The organism is Coprococcus sp. AF21-14LB (genome assembly GCF_003458885.1).
In the GTDB taxonomy this organism is placed as follows: Bacteria; Bacillota; Clostridia; order Lachnospirales; family Lachnospiraceae; genus UBA9414.
Map to the genome: position 1 here is coordinate 1 of NZ_QRVX01000055.1, position 13325 is coordinate 13325.

Consider the following 13325-nt stretch of genomic DNA (forward strand, 5'->3'; position numbering starts at 1 on the left):
TTTTTCTCTTTTACGAAAAAGTTTCAGGGCAGATTTGACTCATGTGAGTCAAATCTGCCCCTGTTTGGAACTATCTATTTCCCGACAGCCCGATTGTATCAGGCGCCCTGAGGCGTAAAAATTCATTTAGAAAAAGATAGCTTAAAAATCTCCAACAACACAGGCACGGATCAGATTTGTTCCACCCGGTTTTCCGAGCGGCACGCCGGCTGTAAAGACAACGGTATCGGAATCATCTACAAATTGGTATTTCTTCGCTGCTTCAATGGCACGCAGGCAGAGAATCTCAGAACTGTATTCTTCTTTGACAAGCATTGGCTGTACACCCCAGGCAAGGCTTAACTGACGGCAGACCTGCTCAGAAACGCAGCAGCCGGCAATCAGACAGCCAGGACGGTATTTGGAGATCATTTTCGGTGTACGTCCTGTTACGGTAACAGTCAGAATTGCTTTTGCTTTCAGATCCAGTGCAGTCATGCAGGTTGCATGAGAAATCGCAGTTGTTACATCAGGATCTTCGATTCGTTTTGACTTACGGAAGTTTTCCGCATAATCAATGCTCTGTTCAATGCGGACAGCAATTTTTACCATTGTGCGAAGTGCTTCTACCGGATACATTCCGGCAGCAGTCTCGCCGGACAGCATGATAGCGCTTGTACCCTGATAAATGGCATTTGCAACATCAGTTGTCTCAGCTCTTGTTGGACGTGGATGATTGATCATAGAATCCAGCATCTGTGTTGCGGTAATAACTTGTTTTCCGGACTGATATACTTTCTTAATAATCTGCTGCTGGATGATCGGTACTTCCTCCAGTGGAATTTCAACACCCATATCACCTCTGGCGATCATAATTCCATCTGCTGCTGCGATAATCTCATCGATGTTGTCAACACCTTGCTGATTTTCGATCTTGGCAATGATATTGATACCTTCTCCGCCGTGTTCTTTTAAAACTTTGCGGATTGCATTAACATCTTCTGCTGTACGGGTAAAGGAGGCTGCGATGAAGTCAAATCCTTCCTGAATACCGAATAATATATCATCAAAGTCTTTCTGACTGATAAAATCCATTGTTAAATGGGCGCCTGGAACATTGACACCTTTGCGGTTGGAGATTTTCCCGCCATTTTTGACGGTACAGATGATGTCCTGTCCTTTGAGCTGCGTAACTGCCATTTCAATGAGACCGTCATCGATCAAAATAGAATCTCCGACTTTCACATCTTTATAGAGGTCGTGATATGTGATGGAAACAATCTGTTCATTTCCAGGAATATCTTTTGTTGTCAGAGTAAATTCCTGACCTTCTTCCAGCTGGATGCTGTCATGCTCGAAGCAGCCGATGCGGATTTCAGGTCCTTTTGTATCAAGAAGAGCCGCGATCGGTTTATTATGTTTTTGGCGGAGCTGTTTTAATTGCTCCAGACGGCCTTTCTGTTCTTCGTGGGAGCCGTGGGAAAAATTGAATCGCGCTACGTTCATGCCTTCCAGGATCAGAGCTTCCAGAATGCCGTCTTTGTCAGTGGACGGACCAAGTGTGCAAATAATTTTTGTATTTCTCATATGCCATTCCTTTCTCTTACTATTACTATATTTATTATACGGCTGTTGCGTGATACCGTATTGACGGAACAGCTTAACTGCTGTCTCGTCCCAGACGTGTTCCAGTGATTTATCGAGGGAAAACGTGTGCAGTGAAGTTCCGGTAATGCATTGGAGAGAAGTTCCGTCATAGCGGAAATTCAGATAGAGTCCCTGAATCTGCTCAGGCTGAAATGCGGGTGCGTTCTTCTCCAGGAGCTTTTCGATATTTGCGCGCGACAGTCCGAACACAAATTTGAAATTCAGCGGAGTACGTTTTCCTTTGATAAGCGAAAAACAATAGCCGCGAATATCTTTCCAGAATGAATAATCTGCGTAAAGCCCGGCAGATAGATCATCACTGTCAAAAAACTCTTTGTGAAGATAACCGTCGATCTCGAATGTATTAAAGGTTGTAATCGTTCCGGAAATAAATTCAAAATGATCAAATGTTTCCCGGAGCAGCAAATGTGCCATACATTCTTTAATATCTGCAATTTCTAATGCAATCATGCTTTCTCCTCCTTATCAGGTTTTTATTATAGCAGAAAATATTTGTAAATGCACTAGCCGTTCATTATTTTTTCCTTTAGACAATATTATTTTCCAATAGAGAATTTCGATACCGTTGTTAAAAAATCTGTGTTATGATGAGAAAAAACTACTTGAAGATATATTCGGAAAGGAGAAATATGTGATGAAAGTTGTAGTGGCAGTAGATTCCTTTAAGGGGAGTATGACATCAATGGAAGCTGCGAGAGCGGTTCGTGATGGCATTTTGGCGGCAGATCCGAAAACTTATATTGTAATAAAACCATTGGCAGATGGAGGAGAAGGTACAACAGATGCATTGATTGAAGGAATGCATGGCGAAAAGGTAAGAATAACAGTGACAGGACCATATGGAGAGAAAATACATAGTTATTATGGATATCTTCCGGAGAAAAAAACAGCAGTCATAGAAATGGCTGCTGCAGCAGGGATTACGCTTTCTGATAAGAGAGATCCGATGCAGGCTACAACTTACGGCGTAGGAGAAATGATTTCGGATGCCATTGACCGCGGATGTCGTGATATTATTATGGGAATTGGCGGAAGTGCGACAACGGATGGCGGGATTGGAATGATGAAAGCACTTGGTATTCAGTTTCTGGATGAGAATGGAAATGATGTGGGAGAAGGAGCTCAGGCGCTCTTTCGGGTGCGAAAGATTCAGACAGAGGGAGTTCATCCCTTTCTTTCGAAGGTGCGTTTTCAGATTGCCTGTGATGTAACAAATCCACTTTGTGGCTCACAAGGCGCTGTTTATGTGTTTGGACCGCAAAAAGGAGTGACAGAGGAGATAAAGACGATGCTCGATGAAGCAATGAATCAGTATGCCGCTGTGGTCGAGAGTACGCTTGGAATCCGCTGTAGAGATATTCCGGGAGCAGGTGCAGCGGGAGGTCTGGGGTTTGCATGCCTGGCTTTTCTAAATGCAGTGCTTGCGCCGGGAATTGATCTTGTTTTGAATGCAGTAGATCTGGAGTCAGAATTGCTGGATGCAAATATTGTTGTTACCGGAGAAGGAAGGCTTGATGAGCAGACAGCTATGGGAAAAGCACCGGTTGGCGTAGCCAAACGGGCTAAAAAGTATGGGGCCAAAGTCATTGCATTTGCAGGAAGTGTTACAGAAGGAGCGAGAGCATGCAATGAAGAGGGAATTGATGCTTTCTTCCCAATTGTACGAGGTGTAACAACACTTGATGAGGCAATGAGCAAAGAAACGGCAATGGCAAATATGCGAGCAGCTTCAGAACAGGTATTTCGGTTGTTCAGGGAAACATCGTGCACTATTCGTTGACTTTTTTTTCGTAAAACAGTATGATGATATCAGTATGGAAAAGGAGACGAATCATTATGAATAAAACAGAGATGACAAGAAATATGATGAATCTATTAGAAAAATCCACATCTGCATTTCACACGGTGAAAGCGTATGAAGAAGAGCTTGCTGCAAATGGATTTCAGAAGTTGGAACTCCGTGATAAATGGAATTTGGAGCGCGGAGGAAAATACATTGTGAATCACCATGGAACAGCAGTTTTTGCGTTCACAGTTGGTAAGGATTTTGCAGCAGAAGATGGATTCCGTCTGGCAGCAGCACACGGAGATTTTCCGGGATTTCGTATCAAACCGAATCCGGATATGAAATCAGAAGGATATTTGATTTTGAATACAGAAGTGTATGGCGGAGTGAATCTGTCAAGTTGGATGGATCGTCCACTAAGTGTTGCGGGAAGAGTTGCGTTAAAGAGCGATGATATTTTCCATCCAACGATGCACCTCATTGATTGTGAAGATCCGATTATGGTGATTCCAAACAGTGCAATTCATTTGTTAAGGGAACTTGGTGAAAAAGGTGCAGAGTTGAATAAACAGGTACATATGGCGCCGGTAATGGGAAGCTGTGCTGTCAGCGGAAAAGAAGGGGCAGAATTCGTGCAGTATCTTGCAGATAAGCTTGGGGTTGCCAAAGAAGAAATTCTGGAATACGAACTGAATATTTATAATCCGGAGAAAGGGTGTGAAGTAGGCCTGAGTAAAGAATTGATTTCAGCTCCGAGATTGGATGATGTAAGTTCTGTTTTTGCAATTATGGAAGGAATGAAGGCAGCAGAAGTTAACAGCCGCGGCGTTCAGATGGGAATTGTATTTGACCATGAAGAGATCGGAAGCAATTCAAAACAGGGTGCAGCATCTACAGTACTTCCGACATTGCTTGAGAAGATTTACCTTTCTCTTGGTTATGAACGGGCAGATTATTTATCTGCAATCCAGGATAGTCTTCTTTGCTCTGTTGATGTGGCTCAGGGGGTACATCCAAATTATAAAGAAAAATACGATCCGACAAACCGTCCGATCTTAAATGGTGGTTTCTGTATTAAGGAAGCAAGTAAGCAGTCCTACGCGACAGACAGTGAAGCCGTTGCAATTATGCAGCAGCTTTGTGATGCAAATAAAATTCCGTATCAGAAATGTGTGAACCGTTCTGATATGCCATCAGGCGGCACACTCGGTTCGATTGCATCTGCGGTACTTCCGGTTCGTACGATTGATATGGGAATTCCGCTTCTTTCTATGCATTCTTCCAGAGAATTGGCAGGCAAAGAGGATATTATCAGTCTTGCAGAATGTATGAAAGCATTTTTTTACTGCATAATCTTGTGAGTGTTGGAGAAACTACATGCAGGAAGTACGATTGAATAAATTTTTGGCAGAAGCCGGCGTCTGTTCCAGGAGAGAGGCAGACCGGCTGATTGCTGCCGGACAGGTAACTGTGGATGGAAAGCGCGCAGAAACCGGAATGAAAGTGCTGCCGACACAGGAAATCCGTGTCGGAAAGAAGACAGTACAGAAGGTGGAGAAGAGAATCCTTTTAATTGTGAACAAACCGGTGGGGATTGTATGCACCGAGGAGAAACGGGAGAAGAATAATATTATTAAGTTTCTTAACTATCCTCACGAATTACTTATGCAGGAAGACTTGATAAAGATTCGGAAGGGCTGCTTCTGATGACGAATGACGGCGATATTATTAATAAAATGATGCGTGCCGGAAACCGACATGAAAAAGAATACATTGTGACTGTGGACAAACCGGTAACAGCAGCATTTCTTCGGGCAATGTCAGAGGGAGTAAAAATACTTGATACGGTGACAAGACCATGCAAAACAGAGCAGTTGAGCAAATACCGTTTTCGCATTATTCTGACGCAGGGATTGAATCGTCAGATTCGAAGAATGTGTGAGGCATTGGGATTCGAAGTAAAGAAATTGCAGAGGATCCGGGTAATGAATCTGACACTGGGAGAGCTAAAGCCAGGAGCTTATCGCGAAGTAACTGCTGAGGAAGAAACGGAATTGATGAAGCTTTTGGCAGACTCGAAGAATGAAACTGTGATTGACGAAGCAGCAATCCGGGAACGAGAACAGATTCAAAGAATGTTAAGACAGCAGCAGAGAGGAAAGTATGGAAGATAAGAGACAAAGAATGCTGGAGCTGGTGGAGCTTCTGAACAGAGCCGGGAAGGCTTACTACCAGGGTGCAGAAGAGATTATGAGCAACCAGAGATATGATCAGCTCTACGATGAATTGTTAGGATTAGAAGAAGAACTTGGGATTACGGTATCCAACAGTCCGACTGTAAATGTCGGATATGAAGTACTGAGCGAACTTCCAAAAGAACGTCATGATTCGCCGATGCTTTCTCTTGACAAGACGAAAGAGGTGGAAAAACTTCGGGAATTTCTCGGAGATCAGAAGGCGTTGATTTCCTGGAAAATGGATGGGCTGACTATCGTTCTCACTTATCGGGACGGAAAGCTTTTTAAGGCAGTTACAAGAGGAAATGGTGAAGTTGGCGAAGTCATTACGAATAATGCGAGAGTGTTTAAGAATATTCCGCTTCAGATTGCCTTTCAGGGAGAACTTGTACTCAGAGGAGAGGCCGTCATTGGCTATCATGACTTCCAGAAGATTAATGAAGAAATTGAAGATGTGGATGCCCGCTATAAAAATCCGAGAAACTTGTGCAGTGGAAGTGTACGTCAGCTGAACAATGAGATTACAGCGAAGAGAAATGTAAGATTTTTTGCATTTACACTTGTGAAAGCAGACGGGGAAACTTTTGAGAATTCCAGAAAGAAACAGATGGAATGGTTAGAGCAGCAGGGCTTTGAAACGGTGGAGTACCACGAGGTTACTGCCGGGACGATTGAAGAAGAAGTGAGCTGGTTTGAACAGCAGATTTCCCACAATGATTATCCTTCAGATGGACTGGTACTTGTATATGACGATATTGCTTACGGCCAGTCACTCGGGAGAACGGCAAAATTTCCAAGAGATTCCTTTGCATTTAAGTGGGCGGATGAACTGAAGGAAACGAAATTGCTTGAGATTGAATGGAGTCCTTCGAGAACAGGACTCATTAATCCGGTAGCAATCTTTGAACCGGTGGAACTGGAAGGAACAACGGTAAGCCGTGCCAGTGTGCATAATATCAGTATTATGGAAGAACTGGAGCTTGGAATCGGGGATCAGATCCAAGTATATAAGGCGAATATGATTATCCCACAGATTGCAGAGAATCTGACAAGAAGCGGGGTAAAAGACATTCCGAAAGTATGTCCGGTCTGCAAGGGAGAAACAGAGATCCGAAAGTTAGGAGAGGCAAAAACACTTTACTGTACGAATCCGGATTGCCAGGTAAAACATATGAAGTCGTTTGCACTTTTTGTAAGCAGAGATGCACTGAATATTGAAGGACTCTCAGAGGCTACGCTGGAGAAATTCATTGCGAGAGGATTTATTCGCAACTATGCAGATCTGTTCCATTTGGACCAATTTCGTGAGGAAATACAGGCAATGGAAGGATTTGGGGAAAAATCTTATCAGCGTCTCATTGAAAGTGCAGAGAAAGCGAGAAAGACAACTCTTGCAAAAGTAATCTACAGTCTGGGGATTGCAAATGTAGGTCTGGCAAATGCAAAGGTCATCTGCCGTGCATTTGAGGAAGATCCGGAGAAGATTATCTGTGCAGACGCAGAGGCACTTGCCGCTATAGATGGAATCGGAAGTGTTATTGCAGGAAGTTTTTGCGATTATTTTTCATCAGAGATCCATGTGGAAAATTTCCGGAATCTGTTGAAAGAAGTATCTCTTACGAAGGAAAATGTGGATCAGTCCGAGCAGATTTTTGCGGGAATGAATTTTGTTGTGACCGGAAGCGTTCATCACTTTGCGAATCGAAATGAGGTGAAAGAGGTCATCGAAAAGAGAGGCGGAAAGGTAACAGGATCGGTCACTTCCAAAACAAATTATCTGATCAATAATGATACACAATCTTCTTCATCAAAAAATAAAAAAGCAAAAGAACTTGGAATCCCGGTAATTTCAGAAGAAGAGTTTCTGGAATTACTCGGAGAAAACAATTAGAATAAAAGTATTCAATAGTATAACAGGAGGTAAATGATATGGCAGCATTACATTTTACAAAAGAAAACTTTCAGCAGGAAGTAATGGAAGAAAAAGGCTTGTTTTAGTTGACTTTTGGGCGCCGTGGTGCGGACCTTGCCAGATGTTCGGCCCGATTGTAGATGAGGCGGCGGATAAATTTGCCGGTAAAGTTAAAATCGGCAAAGTAAATGTGGATGAGGATAAAGAACTGGCAAAACAGTTTCGTGTGTTCAGTATTCCGACCGTGATACTTGTAAAAGATGGAGAGAAAGTACACCAGAGTGCAGGGGCAATGCAGCCGGCGGAACTGGAAGCGCTTTTGAATGAACATTTAGCTTAATAGATAAATGAGAGGAATAGGATTCCCGGCTCGCACTGGATGCGTGCCGGGAGTTTTGTTTGGATCGTATGTTATGATAACTGTGCGGGAGCAGGCAGTTTATAAAATATTCACTTTACGGAAAAGAAAGCCCCATGTATAATGAAAGCATACATAAGAAGGGTAGGTTATAGAAATGTCAGATAATGTATATACAGATGAAATAGAGGAAGTCACGACAGAGAGTACGGAGGGGAATTCTTCAGATCAGAAGGAGACAAAGGAGTACGAGAAGTTTTGTGCACTTTGCCACCGTCCGGAAAGTGTGGCAGGAAAGATGATTGAACTGCCAACGAAGATGTATGTCTGCCAGGACTGTATGCAAAAAGGGTTTGACATGATGAATAAGGGCGGATTTGATTACAGCCAGTTAATGAATATGCCTGGCGTACAGATCCTGAATATGTCTGATTTTGAAAATATGATGCCGAAGCAACAGCAGATAAAGAAAAAACAGCCGGATGAGAAGCGGGAACCTGTATTTGATATTCACAATATTCCGGCTCCGCATAAGATCAAAGCACAGCTTGATGAGTATGTAGTTGGACAGGAATATGCAAAGAAAGCGATTTCTGTTGCAGTATATAACCATTATAAGCGTGTAGCGTTGGACCCGACAGATGAGATCGAGATTGAGAAATCTAATATGTTGATGATCGGACCGACAGGAAGCGGTAAAACATACCTTGTAAAGACACTCGCAAGACTTCTGGATGTTCCGCTTGCAATTACGGATGCCACTTCACTTACAGAAGCAGGATATATCGGCGATGATATTGAAAGTGTAGTATCGAAGTTATTGGCAGCTGCGGACAATGATGTGGATCGTGCAGAACAAGGAATTATTTTCATTGATGAGATTGATAAGATTGCAAAGAAGCGCAATACAAGTCAGAGAGATGTAAGCGGAGAATCTGTGCAGCAGGGAATGCTGAAGCTTCTGGAAGGAGCAGAGGTGGAAGTTCCTGTTGGAGCGAACAGTAAGAATGCAATGGTGCCTCTGACTACGATTAATACAAAGAACATTTTATTTATCTGTGGCGGAGCGTTCCCGGATCTTGAGCAGATCATCAAAGAACGTCTGACAAAGAAATCCTCCATTGGATTTATTGCAGATTTGAAAGATAAATATGACAATGAGAAGGATCTGATCTCAAAGGTTGAAGTGGAAGATCTTCGCAGCTTTGGAATGATTCCGGAATTTCTTGGTCGTCTTCCGATTGTATTCACGCTAAAAGGTCTTGATGAGGATATGCTTGTAAAGATTTTGAGAGAACCAAAGAATGCAATTTTGAAACAGTATCAGAAATTGCTGGAATTGGATGAGGTAAAACTTACATTCGAAGATGAGGCGCTTCATGCGATTGCACAGAAGGCGATGAAGAAAGATACAGGAGCCCGTGCGCTGCGTGCCATCATTGAAGAATTTATGTTAGATATTATGTATGAAATTCCGAAAGATGATAGTATCGGAGAAGTTACGATTACAAAAGCTTATATCGAAGGAACCGGAGGACCAATCATTACGCTGCGTGGTCAGGACAGACTGACCTGCCATTAGGAAGGAGAAGGAAGTATGAAATTTAGTTGGGATGACGTGGAACAGTTAGGAAAAAGAGTTGCAGATACACTTTATGATGCAGCAGATACTGTCGGAAAGAAGACGGGAGAAGTTGTAGAGACACAGAAACTGAAGAATCAAATCTATACAATGCGCCGTGAGAACGCCAAAGACTGGCTTGAGATGGGAAGAAGCCTCTATGAAGCTTATAAAGATGGCGAAGCACATTCAGAAGATTTTCATGAGATTTGTGAGAAGATCCGAGAGCGGGAAGAAGAAATCCTTGCATGTGAGAAGAAAGTGTCCGAAATGAAGGGAGAGGCACGGTGTGCAAATTGTCACGAGGCTGTTCAAAAAGGAATGAATTTCTGCCCATTCTGTGGTACAAAGGTAGAGACAGAAGAAGATATCTTTGAAGAAGAAGACACTACGGAAGAAACGATTGCGGAAGAAGAAGCGGCTGCGGCAGAGAAAGAGATCTTCGAAGAAGAGAATTTGGAAGAGATTCGGGCAGCATATGAGCAGTCACTGGCTGATGAGGTTTCTGCTTTAGACGGTAAAGAAGGAGATTTGTAAATGAAACCGGGGAAATGGATGACAGCATCTTTATCCCTGAGTCTGATAGATCAATATGTGAAAGAACAGGTAGAAGAGCGATTCTGCACCGGTGATGAGAAGAAAATTGCCGGCAGCAGAATCGTTTGGCGCAGAGTGGAGAACAGAGGATTTGCATTAAATCTTTTAGATGCCAGGCCGGAACTGGTCCAGAAAAGTTCACTGGCGGCAGTTCTGCTCAGCGGAGCATACAGCGGCGCTGTATTTTTTAGAAAAGGTCATTTCTTTCAAAAGACAGGAGCGATGCTCCTGCTTGGCGGCGCGCTCAGCAATCTGTATGACAGAATCTGGCGGGGATATGTTGTGGATTATATTGGATTTCAGACCAGATGGAAGAAGCTGACAGAGATTACATATAATTTCGGTGATTTTTTTATCTTTTCCGGAATGGGTATGCTTCTGGCGTCCTGTCTGAAAGAAAAAAAGAAATGATAAGAGGTTAGAAATGGAAAAAAAGAATAAAATCATTCTAATAGGATGTATTATATTTGTGTGTGTTGCTGCGGCAGTCATGGTGTTTGTGAATCAGGATGCAAAAAAAGCTGAAGAAGGAAAGCGTCTTCCTGGTACAACGAAAGAAGCTGTGAAACCTTTTGGAGAATTTGAAGTAACAGATTTGGATGGAAAAGAGGTAGATAAAAGTATTTTCCAGGAAGCAGATGTGACAATGGTTAATGTCTGGGCAACTTTTTGCAATCCATGTCTGGAGGAAATGCCATATCTGGCAGAACTAAGCAAAGAGTATGACAGCAAGAATGTACAGATTATTGGACTTTGCCTTGATACCATTCAGCCGGATGGAAAGATAAATGAGGAAAATGTTTCGCTCGCCAAAGAAGCAGTGGCGGCAACAGGGGCAGATTATCTGCATTTGATTCCAAGTATGGAGCTGTATGTTGGATTGTATGAATATGTGTCGGGAGTTCCGACAACCTTTTTTGTAGATCAGGAGGGAAAACTTCTCGGAGAGACGGTAACCGGTGCAAAAAGTAAAGAAGACTGGGCAGCGCTTCTTGAAGAGAAGCTTGCAATGATACAGGGGGAAAAATAAATGCCGGAGCGTAGAAGAAAATTTGCAGGCAAAGTCGTGGTTGCAGTCGGAGTATTGCTGATTCTGTTTGGCATCTGGAAGGGAGAGCCGGATACGGTGTGGAACAAGGCAGCGAATATTTGTATGGAGTGTATTGGAATTGGATAAGAAAGAAAAAAAGCATCAAAGAAATTATCGACTGTGGTTTCAGGCGGCATGGACAGCGATTACTAACGGATATGCGGCAGGATTTTTGAAAGGAAGAATTTTTACCGGGACATCAAAGGCAATCTGTGTACCTGGGCTAAACTGTTATTCCTGTCCGGGAGCGCTTGGAGCCTGTCCGATCGGAGCGCTGCAGGCAGTGCTTGGAAGCCGTGGTTTTAAGGTGTCCAGCTATGTATTTGGAATCTTAATGGTATTTGGAGCGGTTTTCGGACGGTTTATCTGCGGGTGGATGTGTCCGTTCGGTCTTGTGCAAGATCTTCTTTATAAGATTCCGATTTTCCGAAAACAAAAAAACATGCCGAAAGATGCATTGCTTCGGAAACTAAAATATATCATTCTTCTTTTGTTTGTGATACTGCTTCCATCATTGGCAGTAAATGTGGTAGGGCAGGGCGATCCCTGGTTTTGTAAATACATTTGTCCGTCAGGAACATTACTGGCGGGAATTCCGCTCATCAGTACCAATCCTCTTTTGCGAAGTGCAGTTGGATTTTTATTTAGTTGGAAAATGTTGGCGCTTTTGATTATTTTATTTTTGTCCGTAAAGTATTACAGACCATTTTGTAAATATCTTTGTCCCCTCGGAGCAGTTTATGGCGCCTTTCATCCAATTGCATTTTACCGTTTAAAGATTGATGAAGGAAAATGCGTAGGATGCGGCGCCTGTGTCAGAACGTGTCCAATGGGAGTAGATGTAATCAATCATCCAAACAGTATGGAATGTATTCGGTGCGGTGAATGTATGAAAGCATGTCCTACCAATGCGATTCAGTCTACGATGTCTGAACTTAGGAAAAAAAGTCCTGAATCTGTTTCAAAATAATCTGCATCAGCCTTTGGCGGGCTTCCACGCTTGCCCAGGCGATGTGCGGCGTAATCAAAAGCCGTCTGCTGTCCTTGATTGGAAGGAGCGGGCTGTCCGGGCTCATTGGCTCGGCGGCAAGCACATCCAATCCTGCGGCAGCTATTTTATTGTTTTTCAGCGCCTCTGCAAGTGCTTCTTCGCAAACAATCGGACCTCTTCCAAGATTCAGGAAGATGCAGTTTGGCTTCATTTTAGAAAAGGCATCCGCATCGATCAGTCCTTCTGTAAATTCTGTCAGCGGTGCATGGACAGAAATGATGTCGGACTGAGTTAGGAGTGTGTCAAGCGGTACTTGTGCGTATCCTTCCTGTGCCGGTGCGCCGGAAGGAGAAGTATAGATGACAGTTGCTCCGAAAGCGCGGGCAATCTCACTGACTCTTCGTCCGATATTGCCAAGTCCGATGATTCCCCATGTCATAGAATGGAGTTCGTGAAAATGTTCGGCAAAATGCGTAAACATCTTGTCATTGACATATCGCTCCTGTTTTACATAAGTGTCGTAATAGCTTAATTTCTCCAGAAGGTAGAACAGCATTGCAAATGTGTGCTGTGCAACACTTTCCGTAGAATAGCCGGCTACATTGCGCCATGCAATGCCGCGGGAGTCGAGATAGTCTTTGTCAAGATTATTTGTTCCTGTAGCGGTGACACAGACAAGTTTTAGATGTCTGGCAGTTCCGATCGTCTTTTCATTGATCGTAACTTTATTCAGAATGATAACATCTGCATCTTTGACACGGTCTGGGACTTCTTCCGGAGAAGAAAAGTCATATTTTATTACTTCACCAAGTGCTTTGTATCCGGACAGGTCAATATCTTCGCCGATGGATTTTGCATCCAAAAATACAATTTTCATTTGAATCCCTCCTTATATTTAATTGCGGTAATATAGAAAAAGTATAGCATACCAAAGGATACTTGTATATCTTTGGATTGCAAAGTAAAATATGGTATAGTCCCATCTTTGACAGTTGAAAAATGAAAATGCGGCTACAAGTCCAGTAAACATGGGTGGTGTAGCCGTTTTCTTGTTTGCAACGATATGTGCTATTTTTCTATTTTTTC

At 43.0% G+C, this 13325-nt stretch carries 12 protein-coding genes and 1 pseudogene; 11 read left to right on the forward strand and 2 right to left on the reverse strand.

Translation table 11 applies throughout. The features are described from left to right. Positions 1–141 precede the first annotated feature (141 nt). Complete coding sequence (gene pyk / locus DWX73_RS11255; RefSeq protein WP_330413642.1) at positions 142–2097, reverse strand: pyruvate kinase; 1956 nt, start codon at positions 2095–2097, stop codon at positions 142–144. A gap of 184 nt (positions 2098–2281) precedes the next feature. Between pyk and DWX73_RS11260 the strand changes: the two genes are divergently transcribed. From DWX73_RS11260 to DWX73_RS11310, 11 genes and pseudogenes are all read left to right on the forward strand, one after another. Then, positions 2282–3427: a glycerate kinase family protein gene (locus DWX73_RS11260; RefSeq protein WP_118348851.1), complete on the forward strand. Its 1146-nt coding sequence runs from the start codon at positions 2282–2284 to the stop codon at positions 3425–3427. A gap of 56 nt (positions 3428–3483) precedes the next feature. Beyond that, a complete protein-coding gene (locus tag DWX73_RS11265; RefSeq protein ID WP_118348852.1) occupies positions 3484–4794 on the forward strand; it encodes a M18 family aminopeptidase in 1311 nt (436 codons plus the stop codon). A 16-nt stretch (positions 4795–4810) separates the two neighbouring features. Continuing rightward, positions 4811–5607, forward strand: a pseudogene (locus DWX73_RS15620) (pseudouridine synthase). After that, a complete protein-coding gene (gene ligA, locus DWX73_RS11275) occupies positions 5597–7561 on the forward strand; it encodes an NAD-dependent DNA ligase LigA (RefSeq protein ID WP_118348853.1) in 1965 nt (654 codons plus the stop codon). Before DWX73_RS15620 ends, ligA begins: the two are co-directional and overlap by 11 nt. Before the next feature lie 46 nt (positions 7562–7607). Continuing rightward, the gene (gene trxA / locus DWX73_RS11280) at positions 7608–7922 is read left to right on the forward strand and encodes a thioredoxin (protein ID WP_118348854.1); all 315 of its coding nucleotides are present in this window, start codon (positions 7608–7610) and stop codon (positions 7920–7922) included. 175 nt (positions 7923–8097) lie between these two features. Further along, positions 8098–9522, forward strand: a complete 1425-nt coding sequence (gene clpX / locus DWX73_RS11285; RefSeq protein ID WP_118348855.1) for an ATP-dependent Clp protease ATP-binding subunit ClpX — start codon at positions 8098–8100, stop codon at positions 9520–9522. A 15-nt stretch (positions 9523–9537) separates the two neighbouring features. Then, positions 9538–10098 carry a zinc-ribbon domain-containing protein gene (locus tag DWX73_RS11290; protein ID WP_118348856.1) on the forward strand — a complete coding sequence of 187 codons (561 nt, stop codon included), beginning with the start codon at positions 9538–9540 and terminating at the stop codon, positions 10096–10098. Continuing rightward, the gene (locus DWX73_RS11295) at positions 10099–10569 is read left to right on the forward strand and encodes a signal peptidase II (RefSeq protein ID WP_118348857.1); all 471 of its coding nucleotides are present in this window, start codon (positions 10099–10101) and stop codon (positions 10567–10569) included. A gap of 13 nt (positions 10570–10582) precedes the next feature. Then, complete coding sequence (locus DWX73_RS11300; protein WP_118348858.1) at positions 10583–11188, forward strand: TlpA family protein disulfide reductase; 606 nt, start codon at positions 10583–10585, stop codon at positions 11186–11188. Then, entirely contained in the window at positions 11189–11335 is a 147-nt protein-coding gene (locus DWX73_RS11305) for a CD1871A family CXXC motif-containing protein (RefSeq protein ID WP_118348859.1), read from the forward strand. Then, positions 11328–12218 carry a 4Fe-4S binding protein gene (locus DWX73_RS11310; RefSeq protein ID WP_199413557.1) on the forward strand — a complete coding sequence of 297 codons (891 nt, stop codon included), beginning with the start codon at positions 11328–11330 and terminating at the stop codon, positions 12216–12218. Before DWX73_RS11305 ends, DWX73_RS11310 begins: the two co-directional genes overlap by 8 nt. On the opposite strand, the gene DWX73_RS11315 is transcribed toward DWX73_RS11310, so the two are convergent. After that, complete coding sequence (locus DWX73_RS11315; protein ID WP_118348860.1) at positions 12184–13116, reverse strand: D-2-hydroxyacid dehydrogenase; 933 nt, start codon at positions 13114–13116, stop codon at positions 12184–12186. The two genes, DWX73_RS11310 and DWX73_RS11315, sit on opposite strands and share 35 nt — an antisense overlap. Positions 13117–13325 lie beyond the last annotated feature (209 nt).

Excerpts from the sequence above, each read along its gene's own strand:
- clpX (WP_118348855.1), top strand. The coding sequence starts at position 8,098 with ATGTCAGATAATGTATATACAGATGAAATAGAGGAAGTCACGACAGAG.
- DWX73_RS11265 (WP_118348852.1), top strand. The coding sequence starts at position 3,484 with ATGAATAAAACAGAGATGACAAGAAATATGATGAATCTATTAGAAAAA.
- DWX73_RS11295 (WP_118348857.1), top strand. The coding sequence starts at position 10,099 with ATGAAACCGGGGAAATGGATGACAGCATCTTTATCCCTGAGTCTGATA.
- DWX73_RS11300 (WP_118348858.1), top strand. The coding sequence starts at position 10,583 with ATGGAAAAAAAGAATAAAATCATTCTAATAGGATGTATTATATTTGTG.
- ligA (WP_118348853.1), top strand. The coding sequence starts at position 5,597 with ATGGAAGATAAGAGACAAAGAATGCTGGAGCTGGTGGAGCTTCTGAAC.
- DWX73_RS11290 (WP_118348856.1), top strand. The coding sequence starts at position 9,538 with ATGAAATTTAGTTGGGATGACGTGGAACAGTTAGGAAAAAGAGTTGCA.
- pyk (WP_330413642.1), bottom strand. The coding sequence starts at position 2,097 with ATGATTGCATTAGAAATTGCAGATATTAAAGAATGTATGGCACATTTG.
- DWX73_RS11260 (WP_118348851.1), top strand. The coding sequence starts at position 2,282 with ATGAAAGTTGTAGTGGCAGTAGATTCCTTTAAGGGGAGTATGACATCA.
- DWX73_RS11315 (WP_118348860.1), bottom strand. The coding sequence starts at position 13,116 with ATGAAAATTGTATTTTTGGATGCAAAATCCATCGGCGAAGATATTGAC.
- DWX73_RS11305 (WP_118348859.1), top strand. The coding sequence starts at position 11,189 with ATGCCGGAGCGTAGAAGAAAATTTGCAGGCAAAGTCGTGGTTGCAGTC.